19 protein-coding genes are annotated in these 23,836 nt (G+C 69.4%); 12 read left to right on the forward strand and 7 right to left on the reverse strand.

What is annotated here, in order from left to right; all coding sequences use genetic code 11:
• Positions 1-229: 229 nt before the first annotated feature.
• Positions 230-1,510, forward strand: coding sequence for a 3-carboxy-cis,cis-muconate cycloisomerase (gene pcaB, locus OG953_RS07285; RefSeq protein ID WP_405683115.1), 1,281 nt, complete (start codon positions 230-232; stop codon positions 1,508-1,510).
• 49 nt (positions 1,511-1,559) lie between these two features.
• Here the strand turns inward: pcaB and OG953_RS07290 are convergent, their stop codons facing one another.
• Entirely contained in the window at positions 1,560-2,168 is a 609-nt protein-coding gene (locus OG953_RS07290; RefSeq protein ID WP_266355980.1) for a GNAT family N-acetyltransferase, read from the reverse strand.
• Between the two features lie 94 nt (positions 2,169-2,262).
• On the reverse strand, positions 2,263-3,159 hold the full coding sequence (locus tag OG953_RS07295; protein ID WP_405683116.1) for a phospholipid scramblase-related protein: 897 nt from the start codon (positions 3,157-3,159) through the stop codon (positions 2,263-2,265).
• 103 nt (positions 3,160-3,262) lie between these two features.
• Here OG953_RS07295 and OG953_RS07300 point away from each other — a divergent pair, with 103 nt between their 5' ends.
• The 5 genes from OG953_RS07300 (at position 3,263) to OG953_RS07320 (ending at position 6,540) form a co-directional block, all read left to right on the forward strand.
• Positions 3,263-3,718, forward strand: a complete 456-nt coding sequence (locus tag OG953_RS07300; protein ID WP_405683117.1) for a hypothetical protein — start codon at positions 3,263-3,265, stop codon at positions 3,716-3,718.
• 88 nt (positions 3,719-3,806) lie between these two features.
• Positions 3,807-4,457, forward strand: a complete 651-nt coding sequence (locus OG953_RS07305) for a DUF3105 domain-containing protein (RefSeq protein ID WP_405683118.1) — start codon at positions 3,807-3,809, stop codon at positions 4,455-4,457.
• Positions 4,454-5,098: a DUF305 domain-containing protein gene (locus OG953_RS07310; protein ID WP_405683119.1), complete on the forward strand. Its 645-nt coding sequence runs from the start codon at positions 4,454-4,456 to the stop codon at positions 5,096-5,098. The genes OG953_RS07305 and OG953_RS07310 overlap by 4 nt, the downstream gene beginning before the upstream one ends.
• Positions 5,095-5,265 carry a hypothetical protein gene (locus OG953_RS07315; protein ID WP_405683120.1) on the forward strand — a complete coding sequence of 57 codons (171 nt, stop codon included), beginning with the start codon at positions 5,095-5,097 and terminating at the stop codon, positions 5,263-5,265. Before OG953_RS07310 ends, OG953_RS07315 begins: the two co-directional genes overlap by 4 nt.
• Positions 5,266-5,298: 33 nt before the next feature.
• Positions 5,299-6,540 (forward strand): ROK family protein, encoded by a 1,242-nt coding sequence (locus OG953_RS07320; RefSeq protein ID WP_405683121.1) that lies wholly within the window; start codon positions 5,299-5,301, stop codon positions 6,538-6,540.
• Between the two features lie 184 nt (positions 6,541-6,724).
• Here the strand turns inward: OG953_RS07320 and xylA are convergent, their stop codons facing one another.
• The gene (gene xylA / locus OG953_RS07325; RefSeq protein WP_405683122.1) at positions 6,725-7,894 is read right to left on the reverse strand and encodes a xylose isomerase; all 1,170 of its coding nucleotides are present in this window, start codon (positions 7,892-7,894) and stop codon (positions 6,725-6,727) included.
• A 301-nt stretch (positions 7,895-8,195) separates the two neighbouring features.
• Between xylA and xylB the strand changes: the two genes are divergently transcribed.
• From xylB to OG953_RS07350, 5 genes are all read left to right on the forward strand, one after another.
• The gene (xylB, locus tag OG953_RS07330) at positions 8,196-9,677 is read left to right on the forward strand and encodes a xylulokinase (RefSeq protein WP_405683123.1); all 1,482 of its coding nucleotides are present in this window, start codon (positions 8,196-8,198) and stop codon (positions 9,675-9,677) included.
• Between the two features lie 171 nt (positions 9,678-9,848).
• Complete coding sequence (locus OG953_RS07335; RefSeq protein ID WP_405683124.1) at positions 9,849-11,126, forward strand: VWA domain-containing protein; 1,278 nt, start codon at positions 9,849-9,851, stop codon at positions 11,124-11,126.
• A complete protein-coding gene (locus OG953_RS07340; protein WP_405683125.1) occupies positions 11,126-11,965 on the forward strand; it encodes a hypothetical protein in 840 nt (279 codons plus the stop codon). Before OG953_RS07335 ends, OG953_RS07340 begins: the two co-directional genes overlap by 1 nt.
• A gap of 261 nt (positions 11,966-12,226) precedes the next feature.
• On the forward strand, positions 12,227-13,594 hold the full coding sequence (locus OG953_RS07345; protein WP_405683126.1) for a cytochrome P450: 1,368 nt from the start codon (positions 12,227-12,229) through the stop codon (positions 13,592-13,594).
• Between the two features lie 274 nt (positions 13,595-13,868).
• The gene (locus OG953_RS07350; protein ID WP_405683127.1) at positions 13,869-14,405 is read left to right on the forward strand and encodes a DUF4232 domain-containing protein; all 537 of its coding nucleotides are present in this window, start codon (positions 13,869-13,871) and stop codon (positions 14,403-14,405) included.
• Positions 14,406-14,462: 57 nt separating this feature from the next.
• Here the strand turns inward: OG953_RS07350 and OG953_RS07355 are convergent, their stop codons facing one another.
• The 3 genes from OG953_RS07355 to OG953_RS07365 form a co-directional block, all read right to left on the reverse strand.
• Complete coding sequence (locus OG953_RS07355) at positions 14,463-16,520, reverse strand: phosphocholine-specific phospholipase C (protein WP_405683128.1); 2,058 nt, start codon at positions 16,518-16,520, stop codon at positions 14,463-14,465.
• Positions 16,521-16,768: 248 nt separating this feature from the next.
• A complete protein-coding gene (locus tag OG953_RS07360) occupies positions 16,769-18,031 on the reverse strand; it encodes a cytochrome P450 (RefSeq protein WP_405683129.1) in 1,263 nt (420 codons plus the stop codon).
• Entirely contained in the window at positions 18,028-19,341 is a 1,314-nt protein-coding gene (locus tag OG953_RS07365) for a cytochrome P450 (RefSeq protein WP_405683130.1), read from the reverse strand. The genes OG953_RS07360 and OG953_RS07365 overlap by 4 nt, the downstream gene beginning before the upstream one ends.
• Positions 19,342-19,852: 511 nt before the next feature.
• Here OG953_RS07365 and OG953_RS07370 point away from each other — a divergent pair.
• Positions 19,853-21,517 carry a class I SAM-dependent DNA methyltransferase gene (locus OG953_RS07370; protein ID WP_405683131.1) on the forward strand — a complete coding sequence of 555 codons (1,665 nt, stop codon included), beginning with the start codon at positions 19,853-19,855 and terminating at the stop codon, positions 21,515-21,517.
• Between the two features lie 43 nt (positions 21,518-21,560).
• Here OG953_RS07370 and OG953_RS07375 read toward each other — a convergent pair whose 3' ends face one another.
• A complete protein-coding gene (locus tag OG953_RS07375) occupies positions 21,561-23,711 on the reverse strand; it encodes a UvrD-helicase domain-containing protein (protein ID WP_405683132.1) in 2,151 nt (716 codons plus the stop codon).
• Between the last annotated feature and the right edge of the window lie 125 nt (positions 23,712-23,836).

The following is a 23,836-nucleotide window of genomic DNA, read 5'->3' on the forward strand; positions in this document are numbered from 1 at the left end:
CGGCAGGTGACACGCTTTTGGAGTCGCTGGACGCCGAGCACCGGGTCACACTGATCGCGACACCCACGGACCCGCGTACCCACCGGTTCGACATCCGCCTGCAGGGGGACGGCGAACGGTCTTCCTGGAGTTCAGCAGATGGTACGAGAGCGATGTCGGACTGCTCGCCCCCGGGCGGGCCGGCTCACCCGCCGAGACGGCCACCGGCGACAGCGCCTTTCTGCAGGCGATGCTCGACGCCGAGGCCGCGCTCACCCGCGCCCATTCCCTCTGCGGGCTCGCCCCCGCCGAGGCCGGGCGGGCGGTGACCGCGGCGACGGCCGACGCGAGCCGATTCGATGTGCGGGATGTGGCGCTGCGCGCACGTGCGAGCGGCAATCCGGTCACCCCGCTGGTCTTCGACCTGGTCGCCGCCGTCGAGCAGGACGTCCGGCCGTACGTGCATCGGGGCGCCTCCAGCCAGGACATCCTCGACACGGCCGCCATGCTGGTCGCCGCCCGGGCCCTGGCACCGGTGCTCGACGATCTGGCGCGGTCCGCGGAGGCGGTGGCACGGCTCGCACTCGCACATCGCAACACCCCGATGGCCGGCCGTACGCTCACCCAGCACGCCGTGCCGACCACCTTCGGGCTGAAGGCAGCCGGGTGGCGTGCACTGATCCTCGACGCACGGGACCGGCTCTCGGCCGTACGGGAATCGCTTCCCGCGCAACTCGGTGGCGCGGCAGGAACGTTGGCCGCCTTCAATACCTTCGCGCCCATCGCCGAAGTCGAAGTCGCCGACGACGACGGCCGGGGGCTGACCGTGCTCCAGGCATTCGCGAACGAACTCGGTCTGGCCGAACCGCTCCTGCCGTGGCTCAGTCTGCGTACCCCGATCGCCGATCTGGCGGGCGCGCTCGCCTTCACGGCAGGTGCGCTCGGCAAGTTGGCGGCCGATGTGCTCACTCTGTCCCGTACCGAGATCGGCGAGGTCACCGAGGGGAAGGGCGGCGGTTCGTCCACCATGCCGCACAAGGCCAACCCGGTGCGCGCCACGCTGATCGCCGCGGCCGCCCGTCGCGCCCCCGGCCTGGCGGCGACGCTGTACGGCTCGCTCGCAGCCGAGGACGAGCGGCCGGCCGGGTCGTGGCACGCCGAGTGGGAGCCGCTGCGCGAACTGCTGCGGCTCGTCGGCGGGGCCGCGTACGACGCCGCCGAACTCACCGACCAACTGCGCGTAGTCCCATACGCCATGCGGGAGAATCTCCAGCTCACCGACGGGCTGATCGTCTCGGAGCGACTGGCCGCCGTGTTCGCCGAGCGCATCGGCCGCAAGCGCGCCAAGGAGGTTCTGGCGAGCGCCGCCGCCCGGGCCCGTGCGGAGACCACGGATCTGGCCGATGTCCTCGGCGATGTGCTGGACGAGGAGCCCGAACTTGCCGGTCTCGATCTTTCCGACCTGACCGAACCCGCCCGGTACACCGGCTGCGCAGGCGCCCTCACGGACCGTGCGCTGGACCGCGGATGACCGCACTCGCCGTCGGCTGCCCGGTGGCGCCGCTCATTCGCCACACCGGTCAACGAGGGACGTCGTCCCCGCGGATCCGGGCATGGACGTGCATGTCGTGCCAGCCGTCGGCATGCAGAATGCCCCGGCGCCTGGTGCCCTCCAGGGCGAAGCCCGCTTTGGCCGCCACTCGGCAGGACGCCTCGTTCAGCACGGAGTGGGCGAGTTCGAGGCGCTCGAACCCGATCTCGTCGAAGGCCCAGCGCGCCAGCACCGAGACGGCTCGGGGCGCGACGCCGCGTCCGCGGGCGGCCGGCAGCATCCAGTAGGCGCATTCGGCATGACCGATGGCCGGCGTCAGGGAGCGGAGCGCGACCCGGCCGAGCACTTCCTCGGCTCCGTCAGCCGCGCTTGCGGGGCGGACGACGGCCCAGTGGGCTCCGGTCTCGCAGTGCCAGGCGCTCTGCCACTGGTCGATCCAGTCGCGCGCCTCGTCCTCGGAGTCGGCCCGGCGCAGATGCCAGCGCTGGATGACCGGGTCGGCGAAGGCGGCGAGGACGGCCGGTGCGTCCGCGTACCGCCACGGCCGCAGGAGCAGGTCGTCGGCGACGGGCAGAGCGGGTTGCACGGAGTCCGCGAGGCGCCCCGGAGGGATATGGGGCGGCACCAAGTACGGCATGGGCGCATCATCGCACGGGGCGGAACCGGTTCCGGTGGTACGCGGGAGCCCCCTTGCGCGGAAGATCGCGCAAGGGGGCTCCCGCGTACCCGCGTCAGCCGAAGCCGCGGGCGTCCTGCTTGAGGGCGGTGTCCACGGTCAGCGCCGTTGCGACGACGAGGCTCAGCAGCGGCTCGGGCAGCTGGTAGTGGATCTGCAGCACATAGTTGTCCGACGTGGTGAACAGCGTCTTCGCGAGGCCTTCCCAGGTCTTGGTGATCCGGGCTATCTCCGCGTCGTTGTGGTCGACGATCGCGAAGTTCCAGGCGCGCCAGTTCTCCGCCTTGATCGCGCCGATCTGCCGGCCCTCCGCCATGATCGCGAAGTTGATCTTGCCGATGGCATTCTGCTGGACGATCTCGCCGACCGGCTGCCCGTCGGGGCGCTGCACGATGACCTTGGACTTGATGAACTTCGCCGGGCGGGTCAGCAGGAGCTGCGGCTGACCGTACGCGTCACGGATCTCGAGGCGGTGGGTCAGGTACTGGTCGATGCTGGTCAGGAAGCGCAGCACCTTGCGCAGGGCGCTCTGGCCGACCTGGACGACCGAGCCGACGGTGTTGCCGTGTTGGTCGAAGACGCTGTACTCGTTCGTCACCTCGATCAGCTTGGCCTTCTGGTTCACGACCAGGACCTGCTGATTGAAGAGCGAGCCGGCGCCGGGAACGCCCCCCTGCTGGGGCTGGACCGCCTGCTGCGGCGGCACCCCGGGCTGCTGGTACGCGGCCTGCTGCGCAGAAGCGACCTGCTGATGCTGCGGGGCGGCCTGCTGCTGCGGCACCTGAGCCTGCGGCTGAGCGGGCACCTGCGCCTGGGCCGCGGCCTGGGGCTGCTGCCCACCGGCCGGGGTGGTGTGCTCGGTCCACTGGGAACCGTCCCAATAGCGCAGCAGCTGGGGCGCGCCGTGCGGATCCGGATACCAGCCCGCAGATACGTTCGAGTGCGTTGTCACCGGGGCACACTATCCCGCCCCTCCGACAACGGAGGCCGCGTCCCGTACATCCACAGCCTGCGACCCCTCGTTGAAACTTCACACACCACGTACGATGGCGGGGATGAACAGGCTGAGCGAGCGGACGCACCGACGGCGGCAGAGCGCCCACGTGTCGGCCGTTCTCGGCTGGCTGTTCGTACTGCTCGCCATGGTCTCGTGCTGTTCGGTCGCGGCCGCGGACTCGTCCGCGCACCGGATGGCAACCCCGGGCTGGGCCTCGCACCACTCCGGTTCCCCCACCGCAGCCGCCGCCCGGGCCACGCTCGCGCATCCCGTGGTCGTACGGACCGTAGTGGCCGATGCCTCTGAGAACCGGGGCATGGGCAGTGCCTGCCACGGAACCTCCGAGCATGCGAAACCCGTCATACTGCCCGGCCAGAGCACACCCGTGGCTCTTCCCGGCGTGACCGCCACAGCCCCCGTCGCCCCGCTCACCGGCGCCGCCGCGATCCGGGGCCCGTCCAACGACGCCGTGCGGGAAGTCGACCATCTGCGTCTGCAGGTTCAACGGATCTAGAGGCAGGGCCCGTTCCTCGGGACACCGAGGACGTTCTCCCGCATGCCCTGAGCTCCATCAGTCTTGTTGAACCGAAGGACGACACTCCATGGCTTCCGCCGATAGGCAGAACACCCCTACCGCCGCACGCCGCGCCAAGCTGGAGGAGGCCCGCCGCAAGGAGCGGGCCCGCGAGCGGCGCAACCGCATCATCACCCTCACCGCCTCCGTCGCCGCGATCGCCGCACTCGTCGCGGGCGGCGGCTACCTGATGTCCGCCGCGAATGACAAGGAAGAGGCCGAGGTCGAGGCCAAGTCCTCGCCCGTGCAGGGCGAGCGGACCTGGGACAAGCTCTCCCAGAACCACGTCGAGAAGAAGGTCGACTACCCGATGAACCCGCCGGTCGGCGGTGATCACAACCCGGTGTGGATGAACTGCGACGCCGATGTCTACGCCAAGGCGATACCGGAGGAGAACGCCGTCCACTCCATCGAGCACGGCGCGGTCTGGGTCACGTACACGAGCAAGGCGAAGCCGGCCGACATCAAGAAACTGGGCGAGCGGGTCGAGGCGACGCCCTACTCCCTGATGAGCCCGGTCGAGGACCAGACCGCCCCGCTCATGCTCAGCGCCTGGGGCAAGCAGGTGACGGTGACGAGTGCCACCGACGCACGCGTGGCGCAGTTCTTCACCAAGTACGTGCAGGGTCCGCAGACCCCGGAGCCGGGCGCAGCCTGCACCGGCGGGGTCGGCCAGTGACGTCCGCGGTCCGCTCCTCGCGCCCGATGATGACGGCGGGCGTTGTGATGCTGCTGCTTGCGCTGGGCCTGGTCGCGCTGATGCTCGTACGGCCGTCGCCCTCCGCGGGCTCCGCCGCACCGGCGGCCGCGCCCTCGGACGCATCCGCCGATGTCGGGTTCGCGCGCGACATGTCGATCCACCATCAGCAGGCGGTCGAGATGTCGTTCATCGTGCGCGACCGTACGTCCGACGTGGCGGTACGCCGGCTCGCGTACGACATCATCAACACCCAGGCCAACCAGCGCGGCATGATGCTCGGCTGGCTGGAGATGTGGGGCAGGGCGAAGTCGTCCGGCGCACCTCCCATGAAGTGGATGGGGCACACTGTCACGCCCAGGGGCGACGGTTCCCTGATGCCGGGCATGGCGACCGACACCGAACTCGACGCGCTGCGGGCGGCGAAGGGCAAGGATGCCGAGGTGCTGTTCCTGAAGTTGATGACCGCGCACCACCGTGCCGGTGCGGAGATGGCGCAGGCGGCGGCCGCCGCGGCCGGAACCGATGAGATCAGGAATCTGGCGGCGGGCATGGTCCGGGGCCAGCAGTCGGAGATCGCACTCATGGCGGACATGCTCAAGGAGCGCGGTTCGACGGCTTGAGCGCCGTACGTTTCGACAGCCCGTGCGCGCTCGTGCACGGGTTCACCTTCACCGGCGGCCCGTTCGTGGCGGGTTCCTTCTCCCGCGAACGGGCCGCCCCCGGCGATGAGACGGCGAACGGCCTGAGGACTTGCCGGTCGCAAGAGCTCACCAGCTCACAGGACTGATCGCACAAGGGATCGCATAGGCTCGGATCCACCATGAAGAGCAACCTCACACCGCTGGGGCCCAAGGCCGACAAGGACACCGTGCGCCGGAGCAACCTCAGTCTGGTGCTGCGGGCCGTCCGTGACGAGGGCGAGGCGACCAGGGCCGGCGTCGCCGCGCGGGTGGGGCTGACCCGGGCCGCGGTGTCCTCGCTCGTCGAGCAACTCATCGACATCGGGTTCCTCACCGAGTCCGGCAAGACCTTCAGCGGGCAGGCGGGGCGCCCCGGGACCGCGCTCAAAGTGGCGCGCACGGGGCCTGCCGGGCTCGGTGTGGAGGTCAACATCGACTATGTGTCGGTATGTGTCGTCGATCTGGCGGGCACCGGCCGGGTACGGCTCACCGAGCACCTCGACAACCGCGGCGCGCCGCCCGCGGAGGTGCTGGCGCGGGCGGCCGGAATCGCGGCGCGCACCCTGGAGTCGGCGCGCGAGCAGGAACTGTCCCCGGTCGGGGTGGCGCTCGCGCTGCCCGGTCTGGTCTCCGGCGGCACGGTGCGCCAGGCGCCCAACCTGGGCTGGAATCAGGTTCCGGCCGAGGAACTCTTCGCCGCTTCGCTCGCCGCCGAGCAACCCGGTCGCGAGGCGCTGCCGGTGAGTTCGGAGAACGAGGCCAATCTGGCGGCGCTCGCCGAACTCTGGTTCGGCGGACTCGACACGGTCCGCAGCTTCCTCTATCTGACGGGCGAGATCGGCGTCGGTGGTGCCGTGGTCATCGACGGTGAACTCCTGCGCGGGGCGCACGGGTTCGCCGGGGAGATCGGGCACGTGGTGGTGGACGCGGAGGGACCGCAGTGCCGGTGCGGCTCGCGCGGCTGTCTGGAGCAGTACGCGGGACAGGCGGCGCTGTTGCGGGCCGCCGGGATCCAGGAGTCCGGCAGCGGCTCCGGGGTGGCCGAGCTGGAACGGCGCGCCCGGGCCGGGGACGAGCGGGCGGTGGCCGCTGTCGCTGAGGCCGGCCGGATGCTGGGGCGGGTGCTGTCCGGGACGGTGAATCTGCTCGACCCGGACGCCGTGGTCCTCGGCGGGATCTACCGGAACCTGATGCCGTGGCTGTCGCCACCCGCCGACGAGGAGCTGACCGGCCGGGTGGTGTCCGGGCTCTGGACCCCCGGGAGCGGCCGTCTGCGCGCCTCGTCCGTGGCGGGTGACGCGGCGCGGGGCGCTGCGGCGCTGGTGATGACGAGGGTACTGGCCGACCCGGTGGCGTACGCGGACGGCCGGGAAACCGGCTGATCCGCCCCTGCGCGGAAGCGGGCCGGCAACCGGCTGATCCGCCCGCACGGGCACGGACCGGACAACCGGCCGATCTGCCCCCCACCGGGTACAGGCGTCGGCCGCTCCACGCGAACGCGAGGGGGTGGGCCGGACACCTGGTGTCCGGCCCACCCCCGTGGCCCCGCGTCGCTGCGGGCCGGGATCAGCGGACCCCGAGCAGGTGGTCCATCGCCAGCTGGTCCAGGGCCTCGAACGCCATGCCTCGTTCCGCCGCCGCGTTCACGTCGAACTCCTCGAACGCCGACCGGTCGGCCAGCAGCCCGGCGACGCCGTCCTCAGCGGTGGGGCGGGCCAGCTCGTCGAGCCGGGACGCGCGCAGCGCCTCCTGCACGGCGGGGTCGGCGCGGAAGGCGGCGGCGCGCTCCTTGAGGATCAGGTAGTTGCGCATGCAGCCCGCGGCCGAGGTCCAGACACCGTCGTAGTCCTCGGTCCGCGGCGGCTTGAAGTCGAAGTGCCGCGGGCCCTGGTAGCCGGCCGTCTCCAGCAGGTCGACGAGCCAGAACGCCTGGCGCAGGTCACCCGCGCCGAAGCGCAGGTCCTGGTCGTACTTGATGCCGGACTGACCGTTCAGGTCGATGTGGAAGAGCTTGCCCGCCCAGAGTGCCTGCGCGATGCCGTGGGGGAAGTTCAGACCGGCCATCTGCTCGTGCCCGGTCTCCGGGTTGACGCCGACCAGCTCCGGGCGCTCCAGACGCTCGATGAAGGCGAGGGCGTGACCGATGGTCGGCAGCAGGATGTCGCCGCGCGGCTCGTTCGGCTTGGGCTCGATGGCGAACTTCAGGTCGTACCCCTGCTCGGTGACGTAGTCGCCGAGCAGGTCGAAGGCTTCCTTCATACGGTCGAGGGCGACCCGGATGTCCTTGGCGGCGCCGGACTCGGAGCCCTCGCGGCCACCCCAGGCCACATAAGTGGTGGCGCCGAGCTCGACGGCGAGGTCGATGTTGCGCAGCGTCTTGCGCAGGGCGTAGCGGCGTACGTCCCGGTCGTTGGCGGTGAACGCGCCGTCCTTGAACACAGGATGGGTGAAGAGGTTCGTCGTCGCCATGGGGACGACGAGTCCGGCCGCGTCCAGCGCCTGCCGGAACCGCTTCACGATCCCTTCGCGCTCGGTGTCCGTCGAGCCGAACGGGATCAGGTCGTCGTCGTGGAATGTCACACCGTACGCACCGAGCTCCGCCAGCCGGCGCACGGAGTCGACCGGGTCGATCGCCGTGCGGGTCGCATCGCCGAAGGGGTCGCGCCCCTGCCAGCCCACCGTCCACAGTCCGAAGGTGAACTTGTCGTCGGGCGTGGGCGTGAAGCGTTCCGTCATCGTCTGGCCGCCTTCAGTGCTGTCGGGTTCCATGACCGGTCGAGGTGGCCGAACCCTATTTGTTTACTGGCATGACTAATCATGCACCGAGCGCGTCCGGCACGTAAACCCCCTGCTGGTCAGAAATCCGGAGAGATCACTGTTCCCGGCAGGCTCGATCGCGTAATTTGTTTTCCGTACGATCAAATTTCCGTGGCGGCATCCCAGCAACCACCCCCCGAAGCGATGCATGCCCCGCAGCCATCTCGCCGCATCCGTCTCCCCGCGGTCATCTCCCCGCAGCACAGGAATGAGGTCACCCATGCCGCCGCGTACTGTCGTCATCGGTGTGGACAGCTCCACCCAGTCCACCAAAGCCGCCTTCGTCGACGCCGGAACCGGCCGGCTGCTCGCCGTCGGCCGGGCACCGCATGTCGTCACCGGCGAGGCGGGTGCCCGCGAGAGCGACCCGGAGGTGTGGTGGCAGGCGCTGTGCGACGCCGTCGCCGCCGGGCTGAAGGAGTCCGGCGTCGCCGCCTCCGCCGTGATCGGTATCGCTGTCGCCGGGCAGCAGCACGGGCTGGTCGTCCTCGACCGGACGGGGCGTCCACTGCGCCCCGCGATGCTGTGGAACGACACCCGCTCCGCCCCGCAGGCCGCCGCCCTCACCGCGACACTGGGCGGGGCCGAGGCCTGGACCGCGCGGACCGGATCCGTGCCGGTGGCCTCCCTCACCGCGACGAAGTGGCAGTGGTTGCGGGAGAACGAACCGGAGAACACCGCCGCGGCCGCGGCTGTACGTCTCCCCCACGACTTCCTCACCGAACGCCTCACAGACACCGCCGTCACCGACCCCGGTGACGCCTCGGGCACCGGCTGGTACTCCACCGCGACCGGTGCGTACGACCCCGAACTCCTCGAACTCCTCGGCCTGGACGTCGCGTTGCTGCCCGAGGTCGCCGAGACCGGCGCGACCCGCATCGGTTCGCTGACCGCCGAAGCGGCCGACGCGCTCGGCCTGCCGGCGGGAATCGCCGTGGCCGCGGGCACCGGGGACAACATGAGCGCCGCCGTCGGCCTCGGACTGGGCGGCGCCGGACTGCTGGACCACCCCGTCCTCAGCCTCGGCACCTCGGGAACGGTCTTCGCCGCCTCCCGGACACGGCCTGCGTCGACGGCACTCTCCGGCTTCGCCGCGGCGGACGGTACGTACCTCCCGCTGGCCTGCACCCTCAACTGCACGCTCGCCGTGGACAAGGTCGCCGCACTGCTCGGTCTGGAGCGCGACGACGCGGCCCCCGGCGGCGAGGCGGTACTCCTCCCCTACCTCGACGGCGAGCGCACCCCCGATCTGCCCACCGCCTCCGGCCTGCTCACCGGGCTGCGGCACGACACCACCCCGCAGCAACTCCTGGGCGCCGCCTACGAAGGCGCGGTCTTCACCGTGCTGCGGGCCCTCGACGAACTCCTGCGGGCCTGCGGCCTCGACCCGGCCGACCCCGAGGTGGCGGCCCGGCCGCTGCGCCTGATCGGCGGCGGCGCCCAGGGGCGCACCTGGGTGGAGACGGTACGGCGGCTCTCCGGCCGGCCGGTGATCGTGCCCGGGAGCGGCGAACTGGTGGCTCTGGGTGCGGCCGCGCTGGCCGCCGCGGCGGCAACCGGCGAGGACCCGGTCGCGATCGCCACCGGTTGGAACACCGGCGAGGACACCCAACTGCCCGCCGTCCAGCGGGACTCGGCCACCTGGGAGCGGGTCGGCACGGTGCTGGAACGGGCCACGGGCCCCTTGCTGGGCGGGGTCTGACACCCGTACACCCCACACGCGCCGCATTCCTGCGCGGCGCCACACACCTCTGCACACCCGGCAAGGGGTACTGACTGGCTGTCACTTCACCTCGACGGCCCCGGTGAACGGTCCCCCGACCACCTCCGGACCGGTTTGGGGGTGCGAAGCGATCTTCAATAGTATCCGGCGATGATCATAAGAAGAAGGCTGACGGTCGGGGTGGGCATCCTGCTCGCCACCCTGACCGCCGGGCTCGGCTCGGCGCTCCCCGCCGCAGCCGATGAAGCCCCCGCCCAAGCCTCCCCCAAGGTCGAGCTGGTGCTCGACGTCAGTGGCTCCATGCGGACCCGTGACATCGACGGCCAGTCCCGGATGGCCGCGGCGAAGCAGGCGTTCAACGAGGTCCTGGACGCGGTACCCGAGGAGGTGGAGCTCGGTATCCGGACGCTCGGCGCCGACTACCCGGGCAATGACCGGAAGGTCGGCTGCAAGGACACCAAGCAGCTCTACCCGGTCGGCCCGCTGGACCGCACCGAGGCGAAGACCGCGGTCGCCACCCTGGCCCCCACCGGCTGGACCCCGATCGGCCCGGCCCTGCTGGGCGCCGCCGACGACCTCGAAGGCGGCGACTCCACCCGCCGGATCGTACTGATCACCGACGGCGAGGACACCTGCGGCCCGCTCGACCCGTGCGAGGTGGCACGTGACATCGCGGCCCGTGGTATCCACCTCGTCATCGACACGCTGGGCCTGGTGCCGAACACGAAGATCCGCGAGCAGCTGACCTGTATCGCCGAGGCCACCGGCGGCACCTACACCGCCGTCCAGCACACCGATGAACTCTCCGGCCGCGTCAAGCAGTTGGTCGACCGGGCCGCCGAGCCCGTCGTCACTCCCGTGGCGACCGAGGGCGCGGACCGCTGCTCCACGGCACCACAGCTCAAGGCGGGCCTGTACACCGACCGGGAGAAGTTCGGCGAGCACCGCTGGTACCGGGTGGATGTGCCGCCCGGTCAGGAGCTGCGCGCATCGGTGAGCGTCTTTGCGGACCGTGCCGTGAACAATGACTACGGCGTGCTGCTGCGGGCGGTGACCGTACACGGCCGGGAAATCGTCCGGGGTTCGGAGTCGGGCACCGGCCGCACCGATGCGATCTCCTCCGGCCTGCGCTACCCGAAGCCCGAGCAGGACGACACGGACAGCGGCGACAAGCCCGCCGCCGAGACCGTGTGCCTCCAGGTCAGCAACTCCTACTCGGCCCCCGCCTCGGTGAAGACCGCGCCGGGCATGCCCCTCGAACTGACCGTGGACCTGGTGGACGCCCCGGACGACGCGGCCGATGTCGCCGCGTTCGGTCTCGGCCGCGGCTGGTGGCTGCTGGGCGTACTGGTTCTCACCGGACTGGTCGCGGGTCTGCTGACCGGCTGGATCTCGCGCTGGCGCATCGCCGTCTGGAGGACCAACTGATGCGTACAACACGTGTACTCGCGGGTGCGCTCCTGACCGGCCTCGCCCTGCTGACCTCGGCGGGCGCCGCAGCGGCCGACGACCCGTCGGCGAGCCCGAGCGCCTCGGACGGCGGGTCCGGCCCCACCGAGGCCGGCACCACCTTCCGTACGGCCACTGCGGTCCAGCAGAACCAGCGCGCCACCGCCGGGGCGTCCACGGGTGACTACCTGTACTGGGTGTTCCCCGCCGACGCGGGCCAGCGGGCCACCGTCAAGGCGAAGATCACCCTGCCGGAGAGCGCCACCCGGCACGGCGCGTCGACCTGGCAGGTCGATGTGTACGACGGGCTGCGGCGCCGCCAGGCCTGCATGTACGGCCGCCAGACCGGGAAGGCGGCGGCCGACGCGTCGACCGTCGAGCTGACCTGCGTGCTGCGGACCGTCCGCGCCTGGTCCGAGCCGTGGGCCAACGACCCGCTGCCGGGCAGCTACTACGTACGCCTCACGGTCGTCGATCTGCCCTCGGCGGACCTCGGCCTTCCGGTGCAGACCGAGGTCGAGGTCACGGCGGCTGACAAGGGCGGCGCCGCGGATGTGGACGGCACGCTCGCCGAGCCGCTGGTCCCTGGTGTGTCCTCCGTCGAGCAGGCGTCGGACGCCTCGGCCTCGAGTGGCGATGACGCGTCGGCCAAGGTCGCACTCGGCAGCGAGCCCGAGGACGGCTGGGCCTCCGGCTGGTGGACCGACCGCTGGCTGTGGACGGTCGGCGGCGGAGTACTGGGGGCGCTCGCGGCCGTCTTCGGCTACTCCCTCACCCGCGGCAGCGGCCGCCCGTCCCGGGTCCCGCCGGGCGTCTGACCCGCACATCGCGCAACGGGCTCCGGACCACGAGCCCACCGGACCGCACCGCCGGACGGGCTCAGAACCCGGACCCGTCCGGCGACGGCGGACAGATCCCGTCGACCGCCCAGCCGCCCGTACGTTCTCGGCACGGCGGCCGCTACCCTCGACAACTCACGTACTGCACAAGGTCGATGACACCTTCCATGCCGTGCGGTACTGCTGAAGTCAGGTCGCTGCGCATCACGTCGGATGCGCCACAAGGGAGCGGAGACTTTCATGTCCACGGAGACCGGGCCGGCCGTCGATGCCGAGCCGCGAGGCCACACGATCGTGCCGGGCCCGAAGGGGCTGCCGTTTCTCGGGAACCTGCCACAGTTCGGAAAGAATCCCCTCGCCTTCTTCGAGCGACTGCGCGGTCACGGCGACATGGTCGGCTGGCGATTCGGCCCCAACCCGTGTGTGTACATAGCCGATCCGGAGTGCATAGGCGAGCTGCTCACCGAGACGGAACGCACCTTCGACCAGCCCGTACTCGGTGTCGCGTTCCGGACCGTGCTGGGAAACGGCGTTGTGGTCGCCCGCGGTACGGACTGGCGGCGGAAGCGCTCACTGGTGCAGCCTTCCGTACGCCCCAAGCAGGTGCGCTCGTACGCGGCGACGATGGCGAGCAGCACGGTGGAGTTGGCGGACACCTGGTCCGGTGGTGAACGCATCGACATCAAGCGCGAGATGGCGGCACTGACGCAGAAGATCGCGGTCCGTACGATCTTCGGCGTCGACACCCCGGCCGACGCCGATGCGATGGGCCGGGCGATGGATGTGGCGCAGCGGGAGATCGGCAAGGAGTTCGCCGGTATCGGCGCGCTGTTGCCGGACTGGGTTCCGACACCTGGCCGGGCCAGGATCAGGAAGGCCGCCGCGGTCATCGACGCCGAGGTGGGACGGGTCGTCGCCCGTCACCGCGACGGCGGGGACGATCGCCCCGATCTGCTGAGCCGGCTGCTGACCGCGGTAGACGAGACGGGTGCGCACCTCACGGACCAGGAAATACGCGACGAGACGGTGACCCTGTACATCGGTGGGCACGAAACGACCAGCTCCACTCTGGTGTGGGCCTGGTATCTGCTGTCCCGCAATCCGCGGACGCGCGCCGCGCTCACCGAGGAACTGGAGCGGGTACTCGGCGACCGTGAGCCGGAGTTCGACGACTATGCCCGGTTGACGTACACCCAGTCGGTGGTCAAGGAGACCCTGCGCCTCTACCCGACGATCTGGCTCGTCACCGGCGTCGCCAAGGAGGGTGCGCGGATCGGCGGTGTGCCGATGCCGGAGGGCACCAGGGTGTGGACCAGTCAGTGGGCGACGCACCGCGACGAGCGGTGGTTTCCCGAGCCGGAGGAATTCCGTCCCGAGCGCTGGGATCCACAGGAGGGCGACGACATCGCGGAGTACGCCTGGTTCCCGTTCGGCGGCGGCCCCCGGGTCTGCCTGGGCACACGGTTCGCGATGGTCGAGGCGGTGCTGATCCTGGCCGTGCTGGCACGCCGTTTCGAACTGGAGGTGGACCCGGGCACCGTCAACCCCGTACCGACGCTGACGCTGCAGCCGGACCGCGAAGTGATGGCGACGGTCCGGGCGCGGTAGCGGGGTACGGGGTGGGGTGGCCGCGGCGGTCTCCCGCACCTTCGCCCAGCGCCCCGTTCTCCGGGCAGCACGCGGGCGCCCGGGCGAATGGAGTTTGCGTGGCGACGCCAGATATTTTGCGTGGCGACGCCAGATAACGCCAGATATATCGAACCGATATGTCTGTTCTGTCGCGAGGATCGGGGTACACCGGTCACACTGGCGATGTCGGCCTCACCGACCGCGGGGCCGTCCGGCCACATCCGCAGGCTGTCGATCCAACGGGAGAAACACCATGCGTCTCCGCTCCGCTCTCGTCTCCGCCCTCAGCGTCGCAGCCGCCCTGACGCTGACCGCCACCGCGGCGTCGGCCACGACCGGCACCGCGGCCACCCGGGCCGTGAGCCTCCCCGGGATCTGTCCGGAGAAGGCCCTCGATGTGCATGCCTCGCCCGGCGGGCAGCAAAACGTCGCCCGTATCAGTGTCACCAACCATGGCGACCGGGCCTGTGTCGTGGACCGGATCCCGACGATCACCTTCCGGGGTCTGGACGGCTCCGCCGAAGCCGTGCCGCCCGCCGAGAGCGGACCCTACGTCCTCGCGCGGGGCGAGCGAGCATACGCCACAGTCCGCACTGCGGACCCGGCGGCCACCGAAGGGCATGTCGTCGGCAGCCTGTCCGTCTCGGCCGACCCCTCCCACCTGGGCGTCACCTTCCGTGCGGCCACCGTGGGCATGACCGGGGGTGTCCATGTGTGGGTGCCGGTCACCACGCTGTGGCAGGAGTCGCGCGCTGCGGCGGACAGCGCCCTGGCGGACGCGTTGGGCTGACAGGCGGGGCGGGGTCATGGACGTCTGCCCCCGCCCCGGCCCCGCCCGGACTGCGGCTCAGCCGGTGATCAGGGCCGGATCGCTCGTACCCGCCTCGCCCGTCTCGACGTGGCCGGCGAAGCGGCGCAGGAATGTGGTGTCCGTGTCGGAGACCACCGAGATGTCGTACCAGCGGCTGCTCCCCCGCAGGTCCACCGAGTGGGTCACGGTCGCGCCCGCGCGTACCGTGAACGTCTGGACGGATCCGGCGTATGCGTCGCGCACCGTCAAATGGACGTCCCCGGAACCAGCGTGATTCATCGTCAGGTCGAGATGTCCATCGGTGGCGTTGTGGCGGGCGGTCACCTCGGGCCCCGCCGTCCGGCCGGGCCCCTTGAAGGTGCGGAGGAATCCGTTCGGACCGTACACGCTGAGGTTGGTCACACCGCTCGAATAGGCCGTGTTCCAGGCGTCGGAGAGGCTCTTGCCCGCCTCGGTGGTGTACGTCCACGGTCCGTCGGTACGGTTGGCGGACGTCACCAGGAACTGCGCCCCGGCAGCGCCGCCACCGCTGAAGGTGAGGCCGTACTTTCCGGTGGCCGGGTTCGCCGAGCCGTCCACGAACGGCGCGTACGCAAGCGGCCGGGTGGGCCGGGATCCCGGTTCCTGTTTCGGCATGCTGCCGACGGCGGGCGGCACGGGCACGTAGTCGGGGTGCCGGTTGCGGTCCGGGGGCAGGTACCCGTCCGTGGAGGGCAGGGCGACCGGGGCGGTGTCCGTACGGCCGAAGTCGAAGGCGGAGGTGAGATCACCGCAGATGGCGCGACGCCAGGGCGAGATGTTCGGTTCCTTCACCCCGAAGCGACGTTCCATGAACCGGATGATCGAGGTGTGGTCGAAGACCTCGGAGCAGGAGAACCCTCCGGTGCTCCACGGCGAGACGACCAGCATCGGCACGCGCTGCCCCAGACCGTACGGGCCTGCGGCGTAACCTATTCTGCCCGCGAAGTAGTCGGCGGAGGTCGCCACGGTGGACAGCCCCTGCGCGGCCCCGGACGGCGGGTACGGCGGCACGATGTGGTCGAAGAAGCCGTCGTTCTCGTCGTAGGTGATGAACAGGGCGGTCCTCCCCCACACCTCCGGGTTGGACGTCAGCGCGTCCAGCACCTGCGCGATGTACCAGGCACCGTAGTTCGCGGGCCAGTTGGGGTGCTCAGTGAAGGCTTCCGGGGCGGCGATCCAGGAGATCTTCGGCAGGGCCCCGGCCTTCACATCGGCCCGGAGCCTGTCGAAGAGCCCGTCGCCGTTCTTGGCGTCGGTCCCGGTGCGCGCCTTGTCGTAGAGAGGGTCGCCGGGCTTGGCATTGCGGTAATTGTTGAAGTAGAGCAGCGAGTTGTCGCCGTAGTTCCCGCGGTATGCGTCGCTGATCCACCCCCAGGACCCGGCGGCGTCGAGCCCGTCGCCGATGTCCTGATAGATCTTCCAGGACACCCCGGCCTTCTCCAGCCGTTCGGGATATGTCGTCCACCCGTACCCTGCCTCGTCGTTCCCGAGCACGGGGCCGCCGCCGGTGCCGTCGTTTCCGGTGTATCCCGTCCACATGTAGTAGCGGTTGGGGTCCGTGGAGCCGATGAAGGAGCAGTGGTACGCGTCGCAGACGGTGAACGCGTCGGCGAGGGCGTAGTGGAACGGAATGTCCTCGCGGGTGAGGTAGGCCATCGTCGTCGCCGACTTGGCGGGGACCCACTGGTCGTACTTGCCCTTGTTGAACGCCCAGTGGCTGCCCGCCCAGTCGTGGTTGAGGTCCTGGATGAACTGGAGCCCGAGGTTGTCGGCCTTGGGCCGGAACGGCAGCACTTCCTTGATGCCGGACGACTGGTGCCACACCGGTTTTCCGCTGGGCAAGGTCACCGGACGCGGGTCACCGAAGCCGCGTACACCCTTGAGTGTGCCGAAGTAGTGGTCGAACGAGCGGTTCTCCTGCATCAGCACGACGATGTGCTCGACGTCCTCAAGGGTGCCGGTGGCGCCCTTGGCCGGGAGGGACGCAGCGCGGGCGATGCTGTTGGACAGCATGGTGAAGGCGGCAGTGCCTCCGGCGAGTTGCATGAAGCGGCGTCGGTCGAGTTCAGCCATGGGTGAGGACCTCTGTGGGGTGAGGAGGTATGGGGGCGCAAGCGACTGGAGTGTTCCAGAGTCCGCCGGGCTGCGAAAGAGCGACGCGGTGTGGGCACGGTGGCGATCCGTCGAACAGCACTCGGCGGGTTGGTGCGTGACCGTCCCGGCGGGCGCGGCCGCGGTGACCTGTCCTGCCCCGATCCTCCGAACAGGCCGGAGGGCCGCCCGGACGGTTCGGGCAGCCCTCGGTGTCTCCTCGATACGCGTCAGCCGTGCAGCAGGACCGGAAACGCTTCCATGTCGTTCTGCGTCATCACCGGCAGTTTGCGGATCTCCTCGTCCGCAAGGGCCGACCGCAGTCCGGGGAAGCGCCGGAACAGTGCGGGCAAGGCAATGCCGGCCTCCACACGGGAGAGCGCCGCTCCGGGGCAGATGTGGGGGCCGTGGCCGAAGGTCATGTGGCGGATCGGGGCCGGCCGGGTGATGTCGAAGACATCGGCGTCCGGCCCGTGCTGCTCGATGTCACGGCCGATGGCGCGGTAGGAGATCACCACGCCCTCGCCCTTCGCGATCACGTCGTCGCCCACCTGAATGTCCTCGGTGGCGAACCGCATCAGCAGATGGGTGGTGGGGGTGTCCCAGCGCAGCGTCTCCTCGATGACCGTCTCCCACGGGATCTCGCCGTCGAGAACCTTGCGCAATTGGTCGGGGTGGCTGAGCAGGGCCCGTACGGCATTCAGGATCAGCCCGATGGTGGTCTCGTGCCCGGCGGCGACCATCGCCTTGAGATTGCCCACCACCTCTTCCTCGGTGAGTGGCTCTCCGCCTTCTTCGGCAAGGATGAGCGCGCTGGTGAGGTCGTCGGTCGGCCGGGCGGTCCTCTCGCGTACGAGGGCGGCGTAGAAGACATCCAACTCGGCCAGCAGTGCCAGGCGTTCCTCCTGCGGTGTGAGCATGGAGAAGAACGCCTTGTACCGCTTCATCAGCATGGGGTGCTCGGCCTCGTCCACCCCCATCAGCATGCCGACAACCCGCATCGGCAACGGCTGCGCGAACACGGACTTGAGGTCGACCGCACCGCCCTTGTTCTTTTCGCTCTGCTCGGCGAGGGCATCGAGCAGTTCCTCGGTGAACTTCTCGATCTTCGGGCGTATCTCCTCCAGCCGGCGCGGTGTGAGTGCCTGGGAGGTCTTGGTACGCAGCCGTCGGTGCTCCGACCCGTCCACGGTGAACATGGAACGCCCGGCATCGATCATGCCGATCAGCGGCCAGGCGTGCGTGACCTCCCCGCGCTGCCAGAGCCCCCAGGCGTCGAGATCCTTCACCAGGCGGGGGTCGACGAGCAGTTGACGGGCCACGGCGTGCCGGGTGATGGTCCAGGCCGGAACGCCGAGCAATTCGATCCTGGCGAGCGGACCGGCGTCACGCAGCCGCGCCGTCTCACCGTCGAGATCCTGGACCAGCGGGTCGATGACGACGACCCCGCCACGCAAAGTGGCCTCTTGAGCAGCAGCGTGCGGGCAGTTCAAGCGAAGTCTCCTGTCGGACGTACGGGGGTGAACCGGACGGGCAGCGCAGTCATCCCACGCAGGAAGGCGGACTGTCGCCGGACGAGCTCCTGCGCCGGCACGGACAGCTCCAGGTCGGGCAGCCGGTCGAGCAGCACTTCGATGCCGGTACGGGCGGTGATCTCTGCGATCTCCTGGGCGGGGAAGGGACAGCGGTATTCGCCGTGGCTGAACGCCAGATGCGCGCTGTTGCCTCCCTGGCCGGAGATCCCTGCCGTGGTCGAGAGATGCTGCCGGATGTGCGGATCGGTGTTGGCTGCGCCCAGACCGAGCAGCACCATGTCACCGGCACGGATGCTCCTGCCGCCCAGCCGGGTGTCACGGGCCGCCCAGCGACCGGCAAGGATCTGCGTCGGACCCTCCTCCCAGAGCACCTCGTTCATGGCCTCGGCGACACTGTGCCGTCCGCCGGAGAGCGCGACGGCGAACTGATCGTCGGTGAGCATCAGCCGCAGCGAGTTGCCGATCCAGTCGGCGGTGGTGAGGTGACCCGCGGCCGTGATGGCCATCAGGTCGAGCACGTACTCCTCATCGGTGAACTCGCCGGGGTACGCCAGCATCCGGGAGGTCACATCGTTCCCCGGCACGGCCTGCCGGGCCGCCAACAGCCGCTGCATGTGCTCCCCGAACCGCAGATGAGCCTCCTGCGCACCCGGTCCGCCGTCGGCGAGATCCCTCAACACGCCGGCGATCCGCGTCCCATCCTCATCGGGGAAGCCGACCAGACGGGCAAGGACGAGTACGGGGAGCGGTACGGCGAAATCGGCGATCAGATCGGCCGTACCGCGTTCACAGAACCCGTCGATGAGCCGGTCGGCCAACTGCTCGCAGTCTCCCCGGAGTTCGAATGGCTCGACCTCTTCCAGGGCCTGCCCCACCATCGCGGCGTGACGGCGGTGCTCGGCCCCCGCTGTGAAGTAGATGGATGGCATCGGCCGGCCGATCATCGGCAACAGCGGCCAGTCCTCCGGGATGTGCTCCCACTGATTCCACAGTCCGACGTCCCTGGGGAACAACTCGCCGTCACTGGTCACCTGGTGGAGTTCGCGGTACCCGATGACCAGCCAGGCAGGAAATCCGCCGGGCAGCTCGACGGGCACAACGGGCCCGTGTTCGCTTCGCATGGTGCGGTAGACGAGATGGGGTTCGGTGTGGAACTCGGGACCGCTGAGCCGTACGGCGGACGCAACGGCGCTCGCCGGGCAACCTCCGCCAGGCGCTGACACGGGGACGGACGAGCACTCGGGCACGCCGGATGCGGGCGTCGTCATCGTGCGGACTCTCCTGTGCCGAAGGCTTCGCGCGTTGCGGTCGGAAGATCAACGCGGCTTCACTATAGGGAAATTCAGTGAGTTCTTCGGCACCAATCACGACCATTCTCGCCACTTATGTGATCACCTGAGCCCGTTTTTGGAGCATTGTTGACCATAAGGGCAGGGATGTGCATCGCTGGAACCGCGGAAGCTCGACCGCGAGCCACGCATCGGCCGATTCACTTGCGGGGCCACGCGCCCGGTCGATCCCGCCCCCGCCGGGCATGCGCAGCTCAAACACCGGGCGCTCGTCGGACATGAGGCTCCTTGTCGGTTCGGTCGGCGCGCTTGCGCAGCACAGGTTGCGACAGCCATTGGATATCACCGCGCAAAGCGCCGTTCCGGCCTGTCGTCACCAACCAGGACCCATCCTCCTTTCACTCTGCGACCACATGGTGACACTAGGCTTGTTTACATCGCAAACGAGCTATACATGTCCTTTCGAAGGTCGTCCGTGTACCTTGGGTGTATGAAGAGCGACGGCGTGCCCCCCACGGCAGATTCCCTCGTCACCGCCGCTGAGATCGGGCGATTGGCGGGAGTCACCCGTGCCGCCGTGTCGAACTGGCGTCGACGTTACGACGACTTCCCCGCACCTGCGACGGACAGCAGCAGCAGTCCGCTCTTCTCGCTTTCCGAGGTACGTGCCTGGCTTGCCAGGCAGCACAAGGGCCAGGAAATGTCCGACGAGGTGCGCCTGTGGCAACAGCTGCGCGGCATGCACGGCGACGACATGATCCGCGGCCTCACCACCGTCGCGGAAATCCTCTCGCAGCCCGAAGGGCAGGTGGGGAGCAAGGAGGGCTCCGCTCTCAGACCTCTGGTCGATGAGCTGGCCACGGAGCGTTCTCCGGCCGAGCTGCTGGCCGGGCTGACGGCACGGTATGTCGAGTCTTCGGGCCGTGCCGGTTCCGACGGTGTCACCTCGCCACGACTCATCCGGGCCATCAAGCATTTCGTCGGCGAGCAGCATGGTGAGGTTTTCGATCCGGCCTGCGGCATCGGCTCCTTGTTGCTCGCCTTCGCCCCCCACGCGCGTTCCTTGATCGGCCAGGAGATCGATCCGGTCAACGCTCGCTACGCGCAACTCCGTGCAGGAGTGACTGGTGTCTCTCACGTCACCATCAGCACAGGTGACTCTCTTCGCTCGGATCAGCAGCGTGGCCTCAAGGCCGATCTGGTTGTGTGCGAACCCCCGGTCGGCGTCGCCGACTGGGGCCGGGCGGACCTCCTCCTTGACCCCCGCTGGGAATTCGGCGTGCCCTCCCGTGCGGAGAGCGAACTCGCCTGGCTCCAGCACTGCTACCACCACACGGCCCCGGGCGGCAGGGTTGTCGTGGTGATGCCGCCGTCCGCCGCCTACCGCAAGGCCGGGCGCCGGATTCGCGCCGAGATCGTGCGCCGTGGCCTGCTCACTCACGTCGTGGCGCTGCCGCCGGGTATGGCCTCTGCGCATGCCCTGTCCGTGCACCTGTGGGTACTCAGACGCCCCAGCCGTCCGGACGACACCACTGGCTTCGTGCACATGACGGACCTCACCGCCATCGATCCCGACGGGTCACTGGAGCCGGCGGAGGGCCGGACTGCGGATGTCGCCCGTATCGATCTGCTCAACGACGTCGTCGACCTGACTCCCGCAGCGCATGTCTCCGCCAGGCACGCCGACCTCACCGCGGAGTACGAAGCGGCACGTGCGGCAATCGACGAGCAGCTGAAATCGCTGCTCAGCGCACTGCCGAAACTGTCAGAAGGAGATGCGGGCAGCCTTCGGAACGGGGCTGTCGTCAGTGTCTCGGAGCTGGCACGTGCCGGGCTGGTGGAAACGGCGGAGGACACGGCGGTGTCGACCAGCGAGCAACTGGACACCGACTACCTGAATGGATTCCTTCGAAGCGCCGCCAACAGTCGGCGCTCGACCAGCGCCAGCGGCACGTTCCGCGTCGACACCCGTGGCTCCCGGATCCCTCAAATGGCCATCGATGAGCAACGGCGGTACGGCGCCGCCTTCCGGGCTCTGTCGGAGTTCGAGGAGCATGTCAGGCTTCTGACAGAGCTCAGTGAGCGTGCGGCTTCGTTGGCGCGGTCCGGTCTCACCAGTGGTGCTCTCCTTCCCCCGCCCACCGAGCACTCCTGACACACGCAACCGGAGATCCGCCTGACGCAGCAGCCCTACGCCTCTACCTCCCGGCAGGGAGGAATGGACTGGCGCTCCCGCTCCACGACACATGGAGCGCTTCGCGGGCGCGTGTGCATGCCACGAACAGCACACACCGTTCACGCAGCAGGTCCGATTCGTGCTGGATCCGGTCGACGTCTTCCGGAGTGATTTCGCGGGCGAACGGAACCGCGCCCTCCGTAACACCGATGACCGCGACGCAACGGAACTCGAGCCCCTTCATGGCGTGCATCGTCGCCAGCCGCACACCGTCGGTCGCCGCGTCCGGATTGTCCTTGACCTTCACGGCGGGAATACCCTCCGATTCCAGCCGTGCCCTGACCTTGTCCAGGAGGACGTTGAATCGGGTGCACACGGCGATCTCGGATGGCCGGACGCCTTGTGCGATCCACTCCTCGATTCGCTGGACCAGCACGGAGACCTCGGCATGTTCGGAGGCGTAGCCCTCGGTATGCGGACTCCTGCCGTGCAGGAGGGATCGATAGCCTGCCAGGCTGTCACCTCCGTCACCGCCCAGATCGCCGACGGCCACGTCGTCGAGGATGCGGGTCGACCACAACAGAATCTCTTCGGTACTCCGGTAGTTGAGCCGAAGGCGACTGGAGCGGCCGGTCACCGCGATGCCGATGGAGGACAGCGAAACCCGCGAGTCGTAGATCCGCTGGTGGGGGTCGCCGGTGATGAACAGGTCGTCGGGACCGGGCTCGACGGCTGCCCGCAGGACCCGCCACTGCGCCGGGTGCAGGTCCTGCGCCTCGTCCACGACGACGTGGGTGTAGCCGTGTTCCGCTCGGCCTGCTCGGCCTGCTCCGTCCAGCAGTCGGGCCGCCTCGTCGCACACCTGCAGATGCGTACGGTTGCCCTTCGCAGCGAGCACGGAGTGGAAGGCGTCGACACCGCGCCAGAGCTGTGCACGCTTGAGCGGTCCAAGAGCTGTGCCCCTGCCGCGCCGGGTGGCCGCGAGGTACTCATCGGCTGTACGTAGACCCTGCGCAAGGATCACATGCCGGTACTCCTGAGCAAGGAACTGTTCGGTCCACGGCAGGGCGAGCTGCTTGACGACCTTCTGCCAGATCTTCCGTTCCTCCTGGTCCCCGATGGGTGCCGGGGCTCGTCCGCCCAGTTCACGCACGATGCGATGGGCGTAGGCATTGACAGTGGTCACATGGACGCGGGCCAGCTGTCCCTCGTCGTCGAGGAGGAGTGAGAGATTCTGCCGCAGCGCCGCCGCGAGCGCGTTGGTGTAGGTGGTGAGCAGGATGCGGGTGTCGGGCGAGCGCGAAAGCAGATGCTTGACGCGGTGCAGGGCGACAACCGTCTTGCCGGTGCCCGGTCCGCCGGAGATCTGCGCGGACCCGTTGTACGAGACCCGGTAGGCGAGACGCCGCTGCGAGGGGTGGAGGAATACCCGCCAGGCGGCGAAGGGCTTTTCGAGAATGGCGGTGAGTTCGTCGGGTTCGGTGATCAGGGTGATGCGGCTGCTGGTGTTGGCAATGGCCGTCGCCAGGTCCTCGGTCGGTTCCGGGGCTGCGTGAACCGGCCGCCGGACGGCGACGACGTCGCGGTAGACCTCTTCGGGGGTGAAGCCCTCGGCGAGAAAGGTCAGGACCTCGAACTGGTCCTCAGGCATCAAGGTCCCGAAGGCATCCAGCTGGGGACGGTCGATAACGGTGCGGACAGCCTTCAGGATCTGCTCGTCGATGCCGAGTTCCCGCAGCACCGTGTCCGAGCAGCCGGCGAACAGCAGCGCGGGCGCCACGTTCGCGGCCTTTTCGAGGGCCGGTGTGAGCTGCTCGATGGCGACGACGTTACGCACCTCCAGAGCGCGGGTCGCGGTGTTGACGGTGTAGAGGCGCTTTGCGGCCCAGGTGTAGGCATCGTCGTGCGGAACGACACTGAGAAGCAGGAAGGTGTCGCTGCCGTCGTCAGGGGCGAGGACGACACCCCGCCAGAAGTCGTTGATCCGGATGGTGCGCATCCGAGGATCACGCGCCTTGTCGACCGACTCGAGGTGGAGCCCCTTGTCCGCGTGCAGTTCGGCGACGGTGAGCTTCTGGAACTTGGCCATCGCCTTGCGTACACCCGCCTTGACCTGTTTCTCCAGGGCATCGAAGCTCTCCCAGAAGGTGTTGGCAAAGGCGAGTTGAGGCACGAGAGCTCCTTGGGACCGGCAGATCGGGCCTGTCGATCATACGAGTGCTACCAAAGCGGGCGCTCGGTCGGTTGCCCCATTGGTCGGTGGAGGGAGCTGGGACAACCGGCCGGAATCCAGGGCGT

Source organism: Streptomyces sp. NBC_00057, from assembly GCF_045041165.1.
GTDB lineage: Bacteria > Actinomycetota > Actinomycetes > Streptomycetales > Streptomycetaceae > Streptomyces.

Bases quoted from the DNA above. Each gene is read 5' to 3' on its own strand.
- pcaB (WP_405683115.1), top strand. From the start codon at position 230: ATGCTCGACGCCGAGGCCGCGCTCACCCGCGCCCATTCCCTCTGCGGG.
- OG953_RS07290 (WP_266355980.1), bottom strand. From the start codon at position 2,168: ATGCCGTACTTGGTGCCGCCCCATATCCCTCCGGGGCGCCTCGCGGAC.
- OG953_RS07300 (WP_405683117.1), top strand. From the start codon at position 3,263: ATGAACAGGCTGAGCGAGCGGACGCACCGACGGCGGCAGAGCGCCCAC.
- OG953_RS07305 (WP_405683118.1), top strand. From the start codon at position 3,807: ATGGCTTCCGCCGATAGGCAGAACACCCCTACCGCCGCACGCCGCGCC.
- OG953_RS07320 (WP_405683121.1), top strand. From the start codon at position 5,299: ATGAAGAGCAACCTCACACCGCTGGGGCCCAAGGCCGACAAGGACACC.
- xylA (WP_405683122.1), bottom strand. From the start codon at position 7,894: ATGACGGAACGCTTCACGCCCACGCCCGACGACAAGTTCACCTTCGGA.
- xylB (WP_405683123.1), top strand. From the start codon at position 8,196: ATGCCGCCGCGTACTGTCGTCATCGGTGTGGACAGCTCCACCCAGTCC.
- OG953_RS07335 (WP_405683124.1), top strand. From the start codon at position 9,849: ATGATCATAAGAAGAAGGCTGACGGTCGGGGTGGGCATCCTGCTCGCC.
- OG953_RS07340 (WP_405683125.1), top strand. From the start codon at position 11,126: ATGCGTACAACACGTGTACTCGCGGGTGCGCTCCTGACCGGCCTCGCC.
- OG953_RS07345 (WP_405683126.1), top strand. From the start codon at position 12,227: ATGTCCACGGAGACCGGGCCGGCCGTCGATGCCGAGCCGCGAGGCCAC.
- OG953_RS07350 (WP_405683127.1), top strand. From the start codon at position 13,869: ATGCGTCTCCGCTCCGCTCTCGTCTCCGCCCTCAGCGTCGCAGCCGCC.
- OG953_RS07355 (WP_405683128.1), bottom strand. From the start codon at position 16,520: ATGGCTGAACTCGACCGACGCCGCTTCATGCAACTCGCCGGAGGCACT.
- OG953_RS07365 (WP_405683130.1), bottom strand. From the start codon at position 19,341: ATGACGACGCCCGCATCCGGCGTGCCCGAGTGCTCGTCCGTCCCCGTG.
- OG953_RS07370 (WP_405683131.1), top strand. From the start codon at position 19,853: ATGAAGAGCGACGGCGTGCCCCCCACGGCAGATTCCCTCGTCACCGCC.